Origin of the sequence: Salmonella sp. HY31, assembly GCF_042604575.1 — a bacterium.
Taxonomy (GTDB): Bacteria; Pseudomonadota; Gammaproteobacteria; order Enterobacterales; family Enterobacteriaceae; genus Salmonella; species Salmonella diarizonae.
Genome location: NZ_CP170479.1, coordinates 3,707,757 through 3,727,039, shown reverse-complemented (window position 1 = coordinate 3,727,039; position 19,283 = coordinate 3,707,757). Strand labels below are relative to the sequence as shown.

Below are 19,283 nucleotides of genomic sequence, written 5' to 3'. Positions count from 1 at the left end.
GCGTCGCACCTGCTCTTTAACAATTTATCAGACAATCTGTGTGGGCACTCGAAGATACGGATTCTTAACGTCCCTGGACGAAAAATGAATACCAAGTCTCTGAGTGAACACGTAATTCATTACGAAGTTTAATTCACGAGCATCAAACTTAAATTGAAGAGTTTGATCATGGCTCAGATTGAACGCTGGCGGCAGGCCTAACACATGCAAGTCGAACGGTAACAGGAAGCAGCTTGCTGCTTTGCTGACGAGTGGCGGACGGGTGAGTAATGTCTGGGAAACTGCCTGATGGAGGGGGATAACTACTGGAAACGGTGGCTAATACCGCATAACGTCGCAAGACCAAAGAGGGGGACCTTCGGGCCTCTTGCCATCAGATGTGCCCAGATGGGATTAGCTTGTTGGTGAGGTAACGGCTCACCAAGGCGACGATCCCTAGCTGGTCTGAGAGGATGACCAGCCACACTGGAACTGAGACACGGTCCAGACTCCTACGGGAGGCAGCAGTGGGGAATATTGCACAATGGGCGCAAGCCTGATGCAGCCATGCCGCGTGTATGAAGAAGGCCTTCGGGTTGTAAAGTACTTTCAGCGGGGAGGAAGGTGTTGTGGTTAATAACCGCAGCAATTGACGTTACCCGCAGAAGAAGCACCGGCTAACTCCGTGCCAGCAGCCGCGGTAATACGGAGGGTGCAAGCGTTAATCGGAATTACTGGGCGTAAAGCGCACGCAGGCGGTCTGTCAAGTCGGATGTGAAATCCCCGGGCTCAACCTGGGAACTGCATTCGAAACTGGCAGGCTTGAGTCTTGTAGAGGGGGGTAGAATTCCAGGTGTAGCGGTGAAATGCGTAGAGATCTGGAGGAATACCGGTGGCGAAGGCGGCCCCCTGGACAAAGACTGACGCTCAGGTGCGAAAGCGTGGGGAGCAAACAGGATTAGATACCCTGGTAGTCCACGCCGTAAACGATGTCTACTTGGAGGCTGTGCCCTTGAGGCGTGGCTTCCGGAGCTAACGCGTTAAGTAGACCGCCTGGGGAGTACGGCCGCAAGGTTAAAACTCAAATGAATTGACGGGGGCCCGCACAAGCGGTGGAGCATGTGGTTTAATTCGATGCAACGCGAAGAACCTTACCTGGTCTTGACATCCACAGAAGTTTGCAGAGATGCGAATGTGCCTTCGGGAACTGTGAGACAGGTGCTGCATGGCTGTCGTCAGCTCGTGTTGTGAAATGTTGGGTTAAGTCCCGCAACGAGCGCAACCCTTATCCTTTGTTGCCAGCGATTAGGTCGGGAACTCAAAGGAGACTGCCAGTGATAAACTGGAGGAAGGTGGGGATGACGTCAAGTCATCATGGCCCTTACGACCAGGGCTACACACGTGCTACAATGGCGCATACAAAGAGAAGCGACCTCGCGAGAGCAAGCGGACCTCATAAAGTGCGTCGTAGTCCGGATTGGAGTCTGCAACTCGACTCCATGAAGTCGGAATCGCTAGTAATCGTGGATCAGAATGCCACGGTGAATACGTTCCCGGGCCTTGTACACACCGCCCGTCACACCATGGGAGTGGGTTGCAAAAGAAGTAGGTAGCTTAACCTTCGGGAGGGCGCTTACCACTTTGTGATTCATGACTGGGGTGAAGTCGTAACAAGGTAACCGTAGGGGAACCTGCGGTTGGATCACCTCCTTACCTGAAAGAAACGGTCTTTGCAGTGCTCACACAGATTGTCTGATGAAAAGTGAAAAGCAAGGCGTCTTGCGATTGAGACTTCAGTGTCCCCTTCGTCTAGAGGCCCAGGACACCGCCCTTTCACGGCGGTAACAGGGGTTCGAATCCCCTAGGGGACGCCACTTGCGCGGTAATGTGTGAAAGGCGTTGCCATCAGTATCTCAAAACTGACTTACGAGTCATGTTTGAGATATTTGCTCTTTAAAAATCTGGATCAAGCTGAAAATTGAAACAAGAACAATTCCGATTGTTCATGAGTCTCTCAAATTTTCGCAATCATGAAGATGACCTGTAAAAGGTGAAGTGAGCGAAGTGAAGACAAGGCGTACCGCACGCAGCGAGCGCAGTGGACTTGATGTCCATGAGCATCGCGAGTACGGAACAACGCAGTATTCACAACGCGCAACAAACCGGACAGAACAAGACATCTTCGGGTTGTGAGGTTAAGCGACCAAGCGTACACGGTGGATGCCCTGGCAGTCAGAGGCGATGAAGGACGTGCTAATCTGCGAAAAGCGCCGGTAAGGTGATATGAACCGTTATAACCGGCGATGTCCGAATGGGGAAACCCAGTGTGACTCGTCACACTATCATTAACTGAATCCATAGGTTAATGAGGCGAACCGGGGGAACTGAAACATCTAAGTACCCCGAGGAAAAGAAATCAACCGAGATTCCCCCAGTAGCGGCGAGCGAACGGGGAGGAGCCCAGAGCCTGAATCAGCATGTGTGTTAGTGGAAGCGTCTGGAAAGGCGCGCGATACAGGGTGAGAGCCCCGTACACAAAAGCGCACATGCTGTGAGCTCGATGAGTAGGGCGGGACACGTGGTATCCTGTCTGAATATGGGGGGACCATCCTCCAAGGCTAAATACTCCTGACTGACCGATAGTGAACCAGTACCGTGAGGGAAAGGCGAAAAGAACCCCGGCGAGGGGAGTGAAACAGAACCTGAAACCGTGTACGTACAAGCAGTGGGAGCCTCTCTTTATGGGGGGTGACTGCGTACCTTTTGTATAATGGGTCAGCGACTTATATTCTGTAGCAAGGTTAACCGCATAGGGGAGCCGAAGGGAAACCGAGTCTTAATTGGGCGTTAAGTTGCAGGGTATAGACCCGAAACCCGGTGATCTAGCCATGGGCAGGTTGAAGGTTGGGTAACACTAACTGGAGGACCGAACCGACTAATGTTGAAAAATTAGCGGATGACCTGTGGCTGGGGGTGAAAGGCCAATCAAACCGGGAGATAGCTGGTTCTCCCCGAAAGCTATTTAGGTAGCGCCTCGTGAACTCATCTCCGGGGGTAGAGCACTGTTTCGGCTAGGGGGCCATCCCGGCTTACCAACCCGATGCAAACTGCGAATACCGGAGAATGTTATCACGGGAGACACACGGCGGGTGCTAACGTCCGTCGTGAAGAGGGAAACAACCCAGACCGCCAGCTAAGGTCCCAAAGTCATGGTTAAGTGGGAAACGATGTGGGAAGGCCCAGACAGCCAGGATGTTGGCTTAGAAGCAGCCATCATTTAAAGAAAGCGTAATAGCTCACTGGTCGAGTCGGCCTGCGCGGAAGATGTAACGGGGCTAAACCATGCACCGAAGCTGCGGCAGCGACACTGTGTGTTGTTGGGTAGGGGAGCGTTCTGTAAGCCGTTGAAGGTGTCCTGTGAGGGGTGCTGGAGGTATCAGAAGTGCGAATGCTGACATAAGTAACGATAAAGCGGGTGAAAAGCCCGCTCGCCGGAAGACCAAGGGTTCCTGTCCAACGTTAATCGGGGCAGGGTGAGTCGACCCCTAAGGCGAGGCCGAAAGGCGTAGTCGATGGGAAACGGGTTAATATTCCCGTACTTGGTGTTACTGCGAAGGGGGGACGGAGAAGGCTATGTTGGCCGGGCGACGGTTGTCCCGGTTTAAGCGTGTAGGTGTGTGTTCCAGGTAAATCCGGTTCACTTTAACACTGAGGCGTGATGACGAGGCACCACGGTGCTGAAGCAACAAATGCCCTGCTTCCAGGAAAAGCCTCTAAGCATCAGGTAACATCAAATCGTACCCCAAACCGACACAGGTGGTCAGGTAGAGAATACCAAGGCGCTTGAGAGAACTCGGGTGAAGGAACTAGGCAAAATGGTGCCGTAACTTCGGGAGAAGGCACGCTGACACGTAGGTGAAGTGATTTACTCATGGAGCTGAAGTCAGTCGAAGATACCAGCTGGCTGCAACTGTTTATTAAAAACACAGCACTGTGCAAACACGAAAGTGGACGTATACGGTGTGACGCCTGCCCGGTGCCGGAAGGTTAATTGATGGGGTCAGCGCAAGCGAAGCTCCTGATCGAAGCCCCGGTAAACGGCGGCCGTAACTATAACGGTCCTAAGGTAGCGAAATTCCTTGTCGGGTAAGTTCCGACCTGCACGAATGGCGTAATGATGGCCAGGCTGTCTCCACCCGAGACTCAGTGAAATTGAACTCGCTGTGAAGATGCAGTGTACCCGCGGCAAGACGGAAAGACCCCGTGAACCTTTACTATAGCTTGACACTGAACATTGAGCCTTGATGTGTAGGATAGGTGGGAGGCTTTGAAGCGTGGACGCCAGTCTGCGTGGAGCCGACCTTGAAATACCACCCTTTAATGTTTGATGTTCTAACGTGGACCCGTAATCCGGGTTGCGGACAGTGTCTGGTGGGTAGTTTGACTGGGGCGGTCTCCTCCTAAAGAGTAACGGAGGAGCACGAAGGTTGGCTAATCCTGGTCGGACATCAGGAGGTTAGTGCAATGGCATAAGCCAGCTTGACTGCGAGCGTGACGGCGCGAGCAGGTGCGAAAGCAGGTCATAGTGATCCGGTGGTTCTGAATGGAAGGGCCATCGCTCAACGGATAAAAGGTACTCCGGGGATAACAGGCTGATACCGCCCAAGAGTTCATATCGACGGCGGTGTTTGGCACCTCGATGTCGGCTCATCACATCCTGGGGCTGAAGTAGGTCCCAAGGGTATGGCTGTTCGCCATTTAAAGTGGTACGCGAGCTGGGTTTAGAACGTCGTGAGACAGTTCGGTCCCTATCTGCCGTGGGCGCTGGAAGACTGAGGGGGGCTGCTCCTAGTACGAGAGGACCGGAGTGGACGCATCACTGGTGTTCGGGTTGTCATGCCAATGGCACTGCCCGGTAGCTAAATGCGGAAAAGATAAGTGCTGAAAGCATCTAAGCACGAAACTTGCCCCGAGATGAGTCTTCCCTGAGACCTTGAGTCTCCTGAAGGAACGTTAAAGACGATGACGTTGATAGGCCGGGTGTGTAAGCGCAGCGATGCGTTGAGCTAACCGGTACTAATGAACCGTGAGGCTTAACCTTACAACGCCGAAGATGTTTTGGCGGTTGAGAGACGATTTTCAGCACTGATTCAGAGTTGAGTACGCAATAATTTGCGCAGCAGCAAGGCGGCAAGCGAAGGAAAGGAAGGAGCATACAGAAGTATGTGCCTGACTTTACGAATGCAGCCAACACCGCTGATGCGATAAAGAATTGCGTACAGAGCACAAAAGAATTTGCCTGGCGGCCGTAGCGCGGTGGTCCCACCTGACCCCATGCCGAACTCAGAAGTGAAACGCCGTAGCGCCGATGGTAGTGTGGGGTCTCCCCATGCGAGAGTAGGGAACTGCCAGGCATCAAATTGCAGTAATCCGGGGTGACAGCCGGTGGTAGTAAAGTAAAAGAATTCGGTGGAGCGGTAGTTCAGTTGGTTAGAATACCTGCCTGTCACGCAGGGGGTCGCGGGTTCGAGTCCCGTCCGTTCCGCCACTTATTAAGAGCCCTGAGCATATGTTCAGGGCTTTTTTCTTGTCTATTGTTTATCGTTGCTCTTCTGGCAATAGTCTTCCGCATTTTAGCTCCCTTTGGCCGTATTTTCTGATGCTGCTTTTACATGCTCGCTGAGGAAATCAATAAAGGCCCGTATCCGGGTACTGACGGCACGATCGCTGTAGTAAACGGCACTGAAGGGCATTTCTACCGGTAACCGTTTATCTGCCATCAACTCTACCAACATGCCTTGTGCGATCTCTTTATCGATCATGTAGTCTGACAGGCAGGCGATACCATTCCCACTAAGGCAAAGCTGCTTCAACGTCTCCCCGCTGTTAGAGGAAATCCCGCTATGAATTTCATACAACTGCCCATCGCAGCAAGCAACTGGCCAGGTATTGAGCGAAAGCGGTTCGGTGAATCCCAGGCATACATGTTGCTTCAGTTCTTCGACGTTTGTGGGGGTGCCGTAGCGAGCGATGTAATCAGGAGACGCAATTATTTTTCGGTAGCTGGTAAATAAAGGACGAGCACGTAAGCTGGAATCGGTCAGAGTACCAGCACGTATCGCGACATCGACCTTTCGTTCTATAAGATTAATAAATGTTTCTGAGGAGGCCAGCGACAGCGTGACCTCCGGATAGCGCTCACGGAAAGGTTTTATCAACGGCATCAGAAAATGCAGGATAACTGGCGTGGCGGCATCAATACGCAGTAAACCGCGAGGAGTATTGCGGGTTTCCATTATTTCCGTTTCAGCAGCGGCCATTTCCTGCAATATTATCTGTACGCGGCGAAAATAGCGTTCGCCTTCTTCTGTAAGACTAAGCTGCCTTGTCGTTCGGTTAATCAGATTGACGCCCAGCTTCATTTCCAGTTTTTTTACTGAACGGCTAATTGCGGAATTGGCCTGTCCCAGCCGTTCTGCGGCGCGACTAAAACTCCTGCTTTCAACTACGGCTACGAAAATGGCAAGTTCTTCTGATGTCGCTTTCAAATTTGTACCTGTAGTTTGGCTTTACGTTGAATTTTGTTATTAAAACATTCGTTGGCGCAACATGTCATCCGATTGCTGTCAGACGTAGCGTTGATGGTTTTGGCAGATAAATGATGATGTAAGTGCTTGCAAACTTAACAATAGGCAATTGTACATTGAAAGTCTGCGCTAAAATCCCTATAACAGAATAACCATTCCGTTTCCGGATTGGTTGACGTTATAGAGGTTTGAAAGTCAAAAGTGCGAAAAAACACCTATGCGATGCGCTATGTTGCCGGACAGCCCGCCGAACGGATTTTACCACCAGGGTCGTTTGCGAGCATTGGCCAGGCATTGCCCGCCGGGGAACCGCTAAGCAGTGAAGATCGAATCCGTATCCTCGTGTGGAATATATTCAAGCAACAGCGGGCCGAATGGTTATCGGTGCTGAAGAACTACGGCAAAGATGCGCATCTGGTCCTGTTGCAGGAGGCGCAGACGACGCCTGAACTGGTACAGTTTGCCACCGCTAACTATCTTGCTGCCGACCAGGTTCCCGCTTTTGTATTACCTCAGCATCCGTCTGGCGTCATGACGCTTTCTGCCGCCCATCCAGTTTACTGCTGCCCTTTACGGGAAAGAGAACCGATTTTACGTTTGGCGAAATCAGCTCTGGTGACGGTATATCCATTGCCGGATACCCGTTTATTAATGGTAGTAAATGTTCATGCGGTAAATTTTAGTCTGGGCGTTGACGTGTACAGTAAGCAGTTACTTCCGATCGGCGACCAGATTGCGCATCATAGCGGCCCTGTCATTATGGCGGGTGATTTTAATGCCTGGAGTCGCCCACGTATGAATGCGTTGTACCGCTTTGCGCGTGAGATGTCACTGCGCCAGGTGCGTTTTACTGACGATCAGCGCCGTCGTGCGTTTGGACGACCGCTGGATTTTGTTTTTTATCGTGGTTTAAACGTGAGTGAAGCCTCCGTACTGGTGACGCGCGCTTCCGATCACAATCCGCTACTCGTTGAATTCAGTCCCGGCAAACCTGAGCAATAAAGGTGAGTCAGGTCTGCCGTGGGGCAGACCTCAACGGGTGCTGCCCTCTACTTTTCCCATAACAGAAGGGCAATACCATGACAACGCACTCCCACCATGACAATGTTGAAAAGCAGTTTGGTTCACAGGCGAACGCTTATTTACATAGCACCGTTCACGCAGAGGGGCGTGACTTAGCGCGGCTGGCACAAAGGTTGTCTGGCTTTTCCCTGGCGAGTGTACTGGATATGGGATGTGGGGCTGGACACGCCAGTTTTGTCGCCGCGCAATATGTCAACTCGGTCGTGGCATACGATTTGTCAGCCAGCATGCTTGAGGTCGTCGCCGGAGCGGCGGAAGAAAGACATTTAAGTAATATTACTCTCCGGCAAGGTTATGCAGAAAAACTGCCCTTTGAAGATTCGTCATTTGAGGTGGTGATTAGCCGCTATTCCGCGCATCACTGGCACGACGTTGGTCAGGCATTGCGTGAGGTTAATCGAGTATTAAAACCCGGCGGTGTGCTGATTATCATGGATGTCATGTCGCCAGGACATCCTGTACGCGATATCTGGCTGCAAACGGTGGAGGCGTTACGCGACACATCGCATGTCCGTAACTATTCCAGTGGTGAATGGCTGGCGATGATCAATAAAGCGATGCTGGTAACGAATACCGTGGTAACCGATCGTTTATCGCTGGAGTTTCGCTCATGGGTAACGCGGATGCGTACACCAGCGGCACTGGTTGAGGCGATTCGATTGTATCAGGCGAGCGCATCGGCAGAGGTGAAGCGTTATTTTGAGTTGCAGGATGACGGCTCGTTTAGCAGTGATACTATCATGCTGGAAGCGTATAAGGCGGTATAACAATTATAAAAGGCGCCGGGGGAAGCGGCGCCTTTTGGCTTTTTCGTAGGACAATATCAGGAGTCTGGCGTGCTATTGTCCTTCACAAACAACGTAAGCTGATCGCCCGGCTGTAGATTATCCGTATCATGGTTCCAACGCATCACATCTTTGATATTCACCCCGTGACGTCTGGCGATACTGGAAAGCGAATCGCCTTTACGGACACGATAGGTAATGCTATCGCTATTGTTTGCCAGTCGTTGTGCGCTGCTGCCAGCGCCCACAGTCAGGCTTTGCCCGATTTTCAGGCGGGAACCACGCAGATTATTCCACTGCTGCAAGTCTTTCGTGCTTACGCCAAGACGCGAAGCAATACCGGAAAGCGTATCGCCAGATCGCACCTTATAGCTACGGCTATTCAACGGCGTATTGTCGGCGATCAGTCGAGACTGAACGGCGTCAATCTCACCGGAAGCCAGCGACTCACGCAACTGCTCGGCATGCTTTTTGGGCACCATAACATATCGCGGACCGCTTACACCTAAGGTAGACCCTTTTACACCGGCATTAAATGTCTTCAGCTTGCTGATAGACATGCCCGCCATATCCGCAACCTGGGCCATTTCAACTGGACTGTTTAAACGAACTCGCGCCAACGCCCGGCTTTCATCTGTTGTTGGCAGACGTACGCCGTAGTGTTTGCTGTTTTTGAGAATCTCACTCAATGCCAGCATTTTAGGTACGTAGACTTTTGTTTCCCTGGGCAAAGAAAGCGACCAGAAATCCGTCGGTTTTCCACGCGCTTTGTTTGCTTTAATTGCCCTCATAACACGGCCTTCGCCGCTGTTATACGCTGCAACGGTTAACAGCCAGTCGCCGTCAAACATTTTGTTCAGACGCTGCATCATGTCTAGCGCGGCGGTCGTAGAGGCTACAACATCGCGACGCGCGTCATAATTACGGGTCTGCTTTAAACCATAATTGCGCCCTGTGCTCGGTATGATCTGCCAGATGCCTGCGGCATTGGCGCCAGACGTTGCGTGAGGATCAAAAGCGCTCTCCACTATGGGTAGTAGTACCAGCTCCATAGGCATGTTACGTTTCTTAACCTGCCCCGCTATCCAGTACATATACGGCTCTGCCCGTAAAGTTACATCGTGGAGATAGCTCTTATTGCGTAAATACTTCTGTTTTTGTTCGCGAATCCGGCTGTTTTCCGGAATTCCCATCTTCAGCTCGTCGCCAATGAAAGCCCACAAGTCTTGATCTGGCGCGATAGACGTTCCGTCGTCCATCCATCGTGCCTGACTCGTAAACTTTCCTGCTTCCCCTTGACCAGCTGCAGAAAGGCTCTGTGCGTGCTGTTGGACGTTGCCAGTGTTCTGAGACGCCTGGCACCCCACAAGCAGGACAGAGGCGAGTAATATCGCTTTTGCCTTCATGTGTGTGTCAATAGTTGCTTAAAAGACGACCGATCATAACGGCGAAGTTAGCGAATGACAAGTAAGAATTATCAGAACGTGTCTTTCTTTGACCTTAACCATGCAAAACGCGCTTCTGGTTGTTGCAATATTGTTTCTTTGTTAATTTCATTAATTAAATCAATATCTTCAATTCTTAAAAAAAGATTAATCTTACGCTCATTTTTAAGAATAACGGGTAATGTCATTTGTTTTTTTACACGTAACTCATTAACTTTACGATAATATTCATTTATGAACGAATCGTGCGGAAGTATGCTCAATGCGAACTTAATATTAGCTAAAGTATATTCGTGAGCGCTACAAATGAGTGTGTCGTCAGGTAGGGAATTTATTTTCATAAGTGATTGATACATCTGTGATGGCGTGCCTTCAAACAGTCGGCCGCAGCCGCCGGAGAACAGCGTGTCGCCACAGAATAGGTAAGGATGGCTAAAGTAACAGATGTGTCCTGACGTGTGACCCGGCGTGGCAAATATACTAAATTTATGTCCTAAAACGAGGATAATATCGCCATCGCCAACAAGATGGGTTGCTCCCTTGTCTTGCGTTTCCGCCGGTCCATAAACTGTCATTTGCGGGAAATGTTGCAACAGCTCTTTTACTCCGCCAACATGGTCGTGATGGTGATGCGTCAGGAAAATCGCCTCCGGAATCCACTTATGTTCAGCGATGGCCTTTAAGACCGGCGCAGCTTCGCCGGGATCAACAATCACACAGCGATCTTCATCATTGGTCAGCACCCAGATGTAATTGTCCTGAAATGCGGGAATACTGTTAAGATTCATATATTACCTCTCAAATAATTAGTGGAAGGTTGTGATGAAACCGGCAAGGCTCTCTCAAACTGTCGTTGCGCCCGGATGTTGGGGGGATTTGCCCTGGGGCAATTACTACCGTGAGGCGCTGGAACAGCAGCTAAATCCGTGGCTTGCAAAAATGTATGGTTTCCATTTGCTTAAAATCGGTAATTTAAGCGCAGAAATCAATTCCGAAGCGTGCGCGGTCTCCCATCAGGTGAATGTTTCATCGCAGGGGTCGCCGATGCAGGTTCTGGCCGATCCGCTACATCTTCCTTTTGCGGATAAATCCGTCGATGTTTGTCTGCTGGCGCATACTTTGCCGTGGTGTGCCGACCCACACCGTTTACTGCGGGAAGCCGACCGCGTATTGATTGACGACGGTTGGCTGGTCATCAGTGGATTTAACCCGCTCAGTTTGATGGGATTGCGCAAACTGGTACCCGTTTTACGTAAATCACCACCCTATAATAGTCGGATGTTTACCCTTATGCGGCAACTGGACTGGCTGTCTTTACTCAATTTCGAAGTGTTGCACTATAGCCGTTTTCATGTCTTACCCTGGAAAAAGCAGGGGGGGCGGCTTTTAAATACGCATATCCCGGCTCTGGGCTGTTTACAGCTTATTGTGGCCCGTAAGCGGACCATCCCGCTTACGCTCAATCCTCTACGACATAATAAAAGTAAAGCCCCCATTCGCCAGACCGTTGGTGCCACGCGGCAATATCGCAAACCGGATGGCTAGGCTTCTGCCTGGTAGCCACTATCTTCCTGCGTGGGATTCATTGCCGCAGCGCGCGCCAGTTCATCGCAACGTTCGTTTTCCGGATGGCCTGCATGGCCTTTGACCCATACCCATTTGATCTGATGCTGGCCTAACGCAGCATCGAGACGTTTCCAGAGATCGACATTTTTTACGGGTTTCTTTTCCGCTGTTTTCCAGCCGCGTTTCTTCCAGTTATGAATCCATTGGGTAATTCCCTGCCGCACATACTGGCTGTCGGTACTCAATATAACTTCGCAATGTTCTTTTAAGGCTTCAAGCGCGATGATCGCCGCCATCAGTTCCATACGGTTATTGGTGGTCAGGGTGTAACCTTCACTAAACGTTTTTTCATGGCCGCGATAGCGTAAGATAGCGCCATAACCACCAGGCCCTGGATTCCCCAGGCAAGAGCCATCGGTGAAAATTTCTACCTGTTTAAGCATCTCTGGTAGACTTCCTGTAATTGAAATCGATAACAAAACGCAAGTCTGACATAAATGACCGATATGAGCACTGCAATTACACGACAGATTGTCCTCGATACCGAAACCACCGGTATGAACCAGATAGGCGCGCACTATGAAGGTCACAAGATTATTGAGATCGGTGCGGTTGAGGTGATAAACCGTCGTCTGACCGGCAACAATTTTCATGTTTACCTGAAGCCGGATCGCCTTGTCGATCCGGAAGCTTTTGGCGTACACGGTATTGCCGATGAGTTTCTGCTGGATAAACCGGTTTTTGCTGATGTGGTCGATGAGTTTCTTGATTATATCCGCGGCGCGGAGCTGGTCATCCATAACGCATCGTTCGATATCGGCTTTATGGATTATGAGTTTGGTCTGCTTAAACGCGATATTCCTAAAACTAATACCTTCTGCAAAGTTACCGACAGCCTGGCGTTGGCGCGGAAAATGTTCCCCGGCAAGCGTAACAGCCTTGATGCGCTGTGTTCGCGTTATGAGATAGATAACAGCAAACGTACTTTGCACGGGGCATTGCTCGATGCTCAGATTCTTGCCGAAGTGTATCTGGCGATGACGGGCGGACAGACGTCCATGACGTTTGCGATGGAAGGAGAGACGCAACGTCAGCAAGGTGAAGCGACAATCCAGCGAATCGTTCGTCAGGCCAGCCGGTTACGGGTCGTTTTTGCCTCTGATGAAGAGTTGGCTGCGCATGAATCGCGGCTTGATCTGGTGCAGAAAAAGGGCGGAAGTTGCCTTTGGCGGGCATAATTCAGCCCTTTTTACGCGGTAAAAATCATCCTTCGGGCGATTTTTGCAGCAACTGATTCAAAAGGTGACAAAAAGCGTTGACGGGCGACACAGCAAACCGTAATATTCGCCTCGTTCCCAGCGGGAACACAATACGGAGCGGTAGTTCAGTTGGTTAGAATACCTGCCTGTCACGCAGGGGGTCGCGGGTTCGAGTCCCGTCCGTTCCGCCAACTCATTATTTAAACGCTATGCGTATCATTAATGAGTGAAGAAGCCACAAGTTAAACGACTTGTGGTTTTTTTTCGTCTTATGATTTCATCACACACCAGGGAAGAAAAGACAATAAGTGTGTCCCCCTTAGAGGAAATTGGTTCGCTTGTTTATAGTTTTCTACAGAAAACAGTCGGTTGCCTGTCTCCCAGAGATCTTCTTCGTGTCAATGTCATAACCGCCATTTTTCAGCGTATTCATAATCTATAAAGTCTTGGTTAACTTTATTTATATAATACAGGGTGAGTGTTTTTATATTTTATTGAATAAATAATGAGGCGCCTCAGAGAATGTGGCTTTGATTATTACGGGAGGAACATCTTTTATCGGAGTAATCCTCTAAAAAGCAGGTTTTTTCGTTGCCAGTGTCTAAACTTACTCTTCATGCCATTATCTTGTAGGGCACTTTTCCTGTATTCAGCGGTTTTCTGAAGGCGCAAGGTGATTAATTACTGGTGTCCGCCATTGCGCCTTTGGGAATCAATATCTCCTGCCATTTTACTGATGTTGTTTAAAATGCGTAAGTGATGCCAATCATGAAGTCATTGGATGCAGCTTTTGTGTCTGCGTAATAAGAGGTGTGTTCATCACCAGCATAGTTGTTTTTTGAAATGCTTACTTTGCCTGCATTAATGTATTTATAGCTGGCATCAATGGCAATATTATCTGTTACAGCATATTTTGCACCGATACCCGCGCCCCAGGCAAAGTTATTTTTTGAAGCAGAGAGGGTTTCATTAATGTCATAGCCAACAGGAATGGTGTTATTTTTTAGCTTCACGCGAGCGAGGCCAACGCCTGCGCTGATATAGGGTGTAAATGCTGTACTATTATGAAAATCATAATAGCCATTAACCATGTAAGTGGTCATTCTGACCTGATTTTTTACATTTATGTGTACTGGCTCACCAAATGCAGTAATATCCTGCCCGCCTTTAGCATCCGTCTCACCTCTGAAAGTGGTATCCAGTTCTAAACGTACTGGAAGCTGGAATGGGTCATAAAAGTCATAACCGATAGCAACTCCGCCGCCAAAAACGCCTTTGGTGCGGTTAGGTAACGTTGCATGGCCATTGACTATCTCATCCTGGCTGAAGGTTGAGTTGATTCCATAGAGGTTTACTACGGATGCCCCCGCTTTCCCGGTGATATAGGCCCCTTCTTTTGCTGATGCAGTAACGACATGGGTTACCAGAAGGGAAGCGATGCAGACTGCGAAAAAGTTTTTCATTTCAAAACCTGCCTTAATATTGGGATAAAAGACAAGTTTCACGGTATAGGGTATGGCATAACGATTACATAAACGAAGCCAAAAAAGCTGCTTATTGCAACACCGGGTTTTCTGGAGTCTGGTGAAAAAATGAGATGAAAATTTTAAATAACAATGCGATAAGCTATTTCTGGTTGAGGGGCGTCTGAATGATATGGCTTAAAATGTCGGCGTTGGGTTTGTTATCACATTAATACCTGTGTACCTTGTGACGTTCAGGCTTATGTTATTGAATGCCATCAATCTGAAAATTCAGATTGATGGCGCATAATGATGGGCTCAAAACTGATATTTTGCGCCGATATAAGCATTTACTTCGTTGTCAACATCGTGACCAAATACCGTATTGATACGGGTATTTGCGCTCCAGTTTTCTGAAAACTTCATATCCATTCCCAGTCCGGCGTTACCACCGTTAAGATTCTGACCGGCAAAACGATAATCGTCGGTATGGAAATCTGTCTCCGCGCCAAATTGCCCAACGTAAGCCAGCTCAACATAAGGTTTCACTTCTACGTTGTGTAATTGGTAGCTTACGCCTTCCTGCATACCGGCCCCGGAAACTTGCGCCGCCGCTGCCGGCGTCGGCATAAACCACGCTAGCGCTGGAATGACTGGTATCTGTAGCAGTAATGGTACTGTTCTTGAGCACGAGAGTATCCTACGCGTCTTCTCCCTCAGCCATCGTCCGTACGCCCTGATCAATGTCGGAATAATTGATGGTCGTGGTTGCATTCAGAGCAGCATCAACATCCAGTTTGCCCGTGAGAATCGCATTTGAAACGTCAGCAGTCGCGTTGCCGTAATTAGATTTCAGCCATAAGGAGTCAGATTGTAGGGCGGCTGATGACCCGAAATGGCTATTTGTAACGTTTGCTGTGATATCTCCGCTGCCGCTGAGTTCAATTTCGCCGCCTTCGGTGGTCAAGTTATTGACTGTAAGAAAAGGATTTAGATGAATGTGTATTTAACTTTGGATAAAGCCCGTTATCCATAAATAACGGGCAAAAATATTTACTCTAGCGCCTGGGCGAGATCTTGTTGTACCTGTTGGCGCTGTTCTGGTGTTAAGACTTTGCTTAAATCAAAATAATACTTGACCCGATAATAGCGCGCCTGCTGTTCTATGTTACTGAAGGCAGCAAGCTGCTGTTTCACGGCGGCATCATCCCATTTGCCGGATTTAATCACCTCTATCAGCGCGCCGTCTTTAATTCCCTTCATAGAAATCTGACTGACGTCGGTTTCCAGTTGTTGGTGAAGTTTTTTGATCCGGGTAATCTGATCGTTTGTGAGTTTCAGGTGCTGGACAATAGGATCCTGGGCGGGCAGGGGAGGATTGGGGACAGCGGCGGCGAAAGCGCCAAAAGAAACGCCCGCCAGAGTCGCTGCCAGTAAAGCTGTGCGTACAAAGTTTTTCATGGAGATATCCTGATAAGGGAATAATTAACCGTTTTTATCGCTCTCGAATGGCGAACGATTATCTTAGTCAGAATACGTTGCCTGCCACATTGCGCCACGCGAATTTGTTTTACGGAGAGTTACGGAGTGCAACAATCCCGCCGCGGTGAGCGGCAGGCTGGTTACAATGTGAATGGATCGGCATCGCGCCAGGCAGGAAATTTTTCGCGATAGTCCTGCAAGGCGGCGAGAGAAAGATCGGCATCGATGCGTGTCGCATGGTGTGGATCGGCGGTGGCGATAATGTCGCCCTGGGGATTAATTACCCGGCTATCGCCGCGATAATGAAACCCGTTGCCATCGGTGCCAACCCGGTTACAGCCTGCGACATAAGCCTGATTTTCAATAGCGCGCGCCGTCAGTAATGTTTGCCAGTGTAACGAGCGCGGCGCGGGCCAGTTCGCCACATACAGCGCCAGATCGTAATCATTGCGGTTGCGCGACCATACCGGAAAGCGCAGATCGTAACAGATCAGCGGCAGGATACGCCAACCGCGCCACTGCACGATGATGCGTTTGTCACCTGCGGTATAATATTGATGTTCATCCGCCATACGAAACAGATGGCGTTTATCATAGAAATGAACCTTGCCTTCCGGCTCAACAAGTAAGAAGCGATTTACGGCGCCGCGCTCAGTTTGTAGCGCCGCGCTGCTGGCAATCAGAGCGTCAGTTTGTCGGGCTTTGGCCTGCATCCACGCCATCACGCTATCTTGCGAAAGCGAGTTGTTAGCGGCTTCCATCGCAAAGCCGGTGGTGAACATTTCAGGCAGAACAATCACATCCCGGCCAGATACGAGCTCCAGTTGTCTGTCAAAATGACGCAGGTTCGCCGGGCCGTCCATCCAGACTAAAGGTTGTTGCAACAGGGTAATTTTCAAACCAGACACGATCGGGGCTCCTCATTGAACAGCGTCTTTACACTGTAGCATGAGCAATAATAAAAAAGCGGCAAGAAAAAGCCCCGCGAAAGCGGGGCAGGAAAGACGCGAGACCGATTATGCGGCTTCGACTTTACGCACTTTCTCCGGCAGCTTTACCGGCCTGGTCGCCAGCGCTTCAGGTTCAAAATCATCAACGTTGATACTGCGCAGGCGGCTCTCTTCCGCTTTCGCCAGAATGGCGGCTTCATCTTTATCGATAAGCCCTTTCGCCAGCGCATTGCGCGCCAGTTCATCCAGACGAGTAAACGGCAGATTTTTACCCAGTTCTTTGCAGATGCGCTGGTGAATCGGAGCGGCGGCGATGACATCACGCAGCGCTTCTTCCAGTAAACCGACCGGATTATGTTCGGCTGGCGTCAGATACTGACCGCGCCCAATACGTGAACGTGTGGCGTTCGGCACCTGCAGGATCTTCGCAACGGCGTGATCCAACTTATCAGACGGCGCCAGATAATGACGACCAGTCGGGAAGATCATCGCAGTGAGCAATCCGGTCACGACGCGGTTCGGGAAGTTTTGCAGCAGATCGTCCATCGCCTGTTCAGCACGATACAGCGCATCCTGTACGCCCCAGTGCACCAGCGGCAGGTCGGCTTCATGGCGACCTTCGTCGTCGTAACGCTTCAGTACGGCTGAGGCCAGATAAAGCTGACTCAGTACATCGCCCAGACGCGCGGAGATACGCTCGCGGCGTTTCAGGCTGCCGCCCAGTACTGCCATTGACACGTCGGACAGCAGCGCCAGGTTTGCGCTCAGTCGGTTCAGATGCTGGTAATAACGCTTCGTGGCATCGCCGGTTGGCGTATGGCTCGTTAAGCCGCGGGTCAGGCCAAGCCAGAAGCTGCGAACGGTATTGCTGCCGACATGACCAATATGTTTAAACAGCAGTTTATCAAAGGCATTCACATCGTTATTCTGCGCTGCGGCCATCTCTTCCAGTACATAAGGATGGCAGCGAATGGCGCCCTGACCAAAGATCATCATGCTACGGGTCAGGATATTCGCGCCTTCCACGGTAATCGCGATAGGCGCGCCCTGGTAAGCGCGCGCCAGGAAGTTGCTCTCGCCCAGCATAATGCCTTTACCGCCAGTAATATCCATCGCGTCGATAATGGACTGCTGGCCGCGGTGGGTGCAGTGATACTTCACGATAGCCGACAGTACTGCCGGTTTTTCACCCAGCATAATGCCGTAGGTGATTAACGATGCGGCGGCATCCATTACATAAGCGTTACCTGCAATGCGCGCCAGCGGTTCTTCAATACCTTCCATCTTGCCGATAGAAATTTTGAACTGACGACGAATGTGAGCATAGGCGCCGGTTGCCAGCGCGACGGATTTCACACCACCAGTGGAGTTGGACGGCAGGGTAATACCGCGTCCTACCGACAAACATTCCACCAGCATACGCCAGCCCTGCCCGGCCATTTTGGGGCCGCCGATAATATAATCAATAGGCACGAAAATATCGTTACCACGGGTTGGACCATTCTGGAACGGAACGTTAAGCGGGAAGTGACGACGACCGATTTCCACCCCCGGCGTTGAGGTGGGAATCAGGGCGCAGGTAATACCCAGCTCTTCTTCTCCGCCTAACAATTTATCCGGATCGGAAAGCTTAAACGCCAGGCCCAACACGGTGGCTATCGGCGCCAGCGTAATATAACGTTTGTTCCAGGTAAGGCGCATACCCAGCACCTGCTGACCCTGCCATTCGCCCATACAGACGATGCCGGTATCTGGAATCGCGCCCGCATCAGAACCTGCTTCCGGGCTGGTCAGCGCAAAGCAGGGGATCTCCTGGCCGCGCGCCAGTCGCGGCAGATAGTGATTCTTCTGCTCTTCCGTACCATAGTGCTGCAACAACTCGCCAGGGCCGAGTGAGTTTGGAACGCCGACGGTTATAGCCAGAATCCCGGAGACGCCGGACAGTTTTTGCAGTACGCGGGACTGCGCATAAGCCGAGAACTCCAGCCCGCCGTACTCTTTTTTAATGATCATCGCGAAGAAACGATGCTCTTTCAGGTAAGCCCACAGTTCCGGCGGTAGATCCGCCAGTTCATGGGTAATCTGGAAATCGTTCGCCATCCGGCACGCTTCTTCTACCGGACCGTCGAGAAACGCCTGCTCTTCGGCAGTGAGTTGCGGTTGCGGATAGTTGTGCAATTTTTTCCAGTCAGGCTTGCCCTGGAACAGATCGCCTTCCCACCAGGTTGTACCTGCATCAATCGCTTCTTTCTCAGTGCGCGACATCGGCGGCATGACCTTACGGAAGCCGCGGAACACCGGCGCGGAAATCATTGACTTACGCATCGGCGTGACGTTAAACGGCACGAGAATAATGGCCAGAGGAACCAGCAGCCAGATGGACCACAGGCCAGCGACGCCAAGTGCGGCGGTCCAGGCGAGCAGAATCAGACTGCTGAGAAATAAACTCACGCGGTGATAGAACAATGCGCCGAGCAGGACAATAGTCGCGAAAATACTCAAAATCATCATAACGAAAAGCTCCCTTGCTTGTAGGAGGTCTGACCACTTGTGATGATTAGGTTGTAGTGGATGTAAAATCTTTTATCAATGTGTTTACAAAATAATTACAACAAAGCTCACATTGTTGCCGTTTTTGGTGGCACGAAAAATCAAAAGCGCGAGGCGTTAATTCGGCTTATGCT

The 19,283-nt window shown here is 50.5% G+C and carries 14 protein-coding genes, 3 tRNA genes and 3 rRNA genes; 10 read left to right on the top strand and 10 right to left on the bottom strand.

All coding sequences use genetic code 11. The features are described 5' to 3' along the window. Positions 1–150 precede the first annotated feature (150 nt). From ACE15A_RS17775 to ACE15A_RS17755, 5 genes are all read left to right on the top strand, one after another. Positions 151–1,692, top strand: a 16S ribosomal RNA gene (locus ACE15A_RS17775). Between the two features lie 85 nt (positions 1,693–1,777). Then, positions 1,778–1,853 (top strand) — tRNA-Glu (locus ACE15A_RS17770). 319 nt (positions 1,854–2,172) lie between these two features. Further along, a 23S ribosomal RNA gene (locus tag ACE15A_RS17765) occupies positions 2,173–5,080 on the top strand. Positions 5,081–5,277: 197 nt separating this feature from the next. Continuing rightward, a 5S ribosomal RNA gene (gene rrf / locus ACE15A_RS17760) occupies positions 5,278–5,393 on the top strand. Together the 16S, 23S and 5S rRNA genes with 2 tRNA genes alongside form the textbook arrangement of a ribosomal RNA operon. 57 nt (positions 5,394–5,450) lie before the next feature. Next, positions 5,451–5,527, top strand: a tRNA-Asp gene (locus ACE15A_RS17755). 85 nt (positions 5,528–5,612) lie between these two features. On the opposite strand, the gene yafC is transcribed toward ACE15A_RS17755, so the two are convergent. Continuing rightward, positions 5,613–6,527, bottom strand: coding sequence for a DNA-binding transcriptional regulator YafC (gene yafC, locus ACE15A_RS17750; protein ID WP_023248841.1), 915 nt, complete (start codon positions 6,525–6,527; stop codon positions 5,613–5,615). Between the two features lie 240 nt (positions 6,528–6,767). Here yafC and ACE15A_RS17745 point away from each other — a divergent pair, with 240 nt between their 5' ends. Together ACE15A_RS17745 and ACE15A_RS17740 are read left to right on the top strand one after the other, a co-directional pair. Next, complete coding sequence (locus ACE15A_RS17745) at positions 6,768–7,568, top strand: endonuclease/exonuclease/phosphatase family protein (protein ID WP_023177512.1); 801 nt, start codon at positions 6,768–6,770, stop codon at positions 7,566–7,568. A 77-nt stretch (positions 7,569–7,645) separates the two neighbouring features. Then, a complete protein-coding gene (locus ACE15A_RS17740) occupies positions 7,646–8,416 on the top strand; it encodes a class I SAM-dependent methyltransferase (protein ID WP_023248842.1) in 771 nt (256 codons plus the stop codon). 56 nt (positions 8,417–8,472) lie between these two features. Here the strand turns inward: ACE15A_RS17740 and mltD are convergent, their stop codons facing one another. Both mltD and gloB read right to left on the bottom strand, forming a co-directional pair. Continuing rightward, positions 8,473–9,840, bottom strand: a complete 1,368-nt coding sequence (gene mltD, locus ACE15A_RS17735) for a murein transglycosylase D (protein WP_053510640.1) — start codon at positions 9,838–9,840, stop codon at positions 8,473–8,475. Between the two features lie 71 nt (positions 9,841–9,911). Beyond that, positions 9,912–10,667, bottom strand: a complete 756-nt coding sequence (gene gloB, locus ACE15A_RS17730) for a hydroxyacylglutathione hydrolase (RefSeq protein WP_023248844.1) — start codon at positions 10,665–10,667, stop codon at positions 9,912–9,914. A 34-nt stretch (positions 10,668–10,701) separates the two neighbouring features. Here gloB and ACE15A_RS17725 point away from each other — a divergent pair, with 34 nt between their 5' ends. Continuing rightward, the gene (locus ACE15A_RS17725; RefSeq protein WP_023248845.1) at positions 10,702–11,424 is read left to right on the top strand and encodes a class I SAM-dependent methyltransferase; all 723 of its coding nucleotides are present in this window, start codon (positions 10,702–10,704) and stop codon (positions 11,422–11,424) included. Here ACE15A_RS17725 and rnhA read toward each other — a convergent pair. Further along, positions 11,421–11,888, bottom strand: coding sequence for a ribonuclease HI (rnhA, locus tag ACE15A_RS17720; protein ID WP_023248846.1), 468 nt, complete (start codon positions 11,886–11,888; stop codon positions 11,421–11,423). The two genes, ACE15A_RS17725 and rnhA, sit on opposite strands and share 4 nt — an antisense overlap. A 63-nt stretch (positions 11,889–11,951) precedes the next feature. Between rnhA and dnaQ the strand changes: the two genes are divergently transcribed. Both dnaQ and ACE15A_RS17710 read left to right on the top strand, forming a co-directional pair. Continuing rightward, on the top strand, positions 11,952–12,683 hold the full coding sequence (dnaQ, locus tag ACE15A_RS17715) for a DNA polymerase III subunit epsilon (protein WP_023177499.1): 732 nt from the start codon (positions 11,952–11,954) through the stop codon (positions 12,681–12,683). 135 nt (positions 12,684–12,818) lie between these two features. Beyond that, positions 12,819–12,895: transfer RNA gene (locus ACE15A_RS17710), tRNA-Asp, on the top strand. A gap of 552 nt (positions 12,896–13,447) precedes the next feature. Here ACE15A_RS17710 and pagN read toward each other — a convergent pair. The 6 genes from pagN to fadE all read right to left on the bottom strand — a co-directional run bounded on the left by pagN (position 13,448) and on the right by fadE (position 19,110). Continuing rightward, positions 13,448–14,167 (bottom strand): adhesin/invasin protein PagN, encoded by a 720-nt coding sequence (gene pagN, locus ACE15A_RS17705; protein ID WP_023248847.1) that lies wholly within the window; start codon positions 14,165–14,167, stop codon positions 13,448–13,450. Between the two features lie 318 nt (positions 14,168–14,485). Beyond that, complete coding sequence (locus ACE15A_RS17700) at positions 14,486–14,797, bottom strand: autotransporter outer membrane beta-barrel domain-containing protein (protein WP_023248848.1); 312 nt, start codon at positions 14,795–14,797, stop codon at positions 14,486–14,488. A 70-nt stretch (positions 14,798–14,867) separates the two neighbouring features. Next, complete coding sequence (locus ACE15A_RS17695; protein WP_023248849.1) at positions 14,868–15,134, bottom strand: hypothetical protein; 267 nt, start codon at positions 15,132–15,134, stop codon at positions 14,868–14,870. 86 nt (positions 15,135–15,220) lie between these two features. Continuing rightward, positions 15,221–15,628: a Spy/CpxP family protein refolding chaperone gene (locus tag ACE15A_RS17690; protein WP_023248850.1), complete on the bottom strand. Its 408-nt coding sequence runs from the start codon at positions 15,626–15,628 to the stop codon at positions 15,221–15,223. 161 nt (positions 15,629–15,789) lie between these two features. Continuing rightward, complete coding sequence (locus ACE15A_RS17685) at positions 15,790–16,557, bottom strand: amidohydrolase (RefSeq protein ID WP_023248851.1); 768 nt, start codon at positions 16,555–16,557, stop codon at positions 15,790–15,792. Between the two features lie 108 nt (positions 16,558–16,665). Further along, positions 16,666–19,110: an acyl-CoA dehydrogenase FadE gene (gene fadE, locus ACE15A_RS17680; protein ID WP_053510638.1), complete on the bottom strand. Its 2,445-nt coding sequence runs from the start codon at positions 19,108–19,110 to the stop codon at positions 16,666–16,668. Positions 19,111–19,283 lie beyond the last annotated feature (173 nt).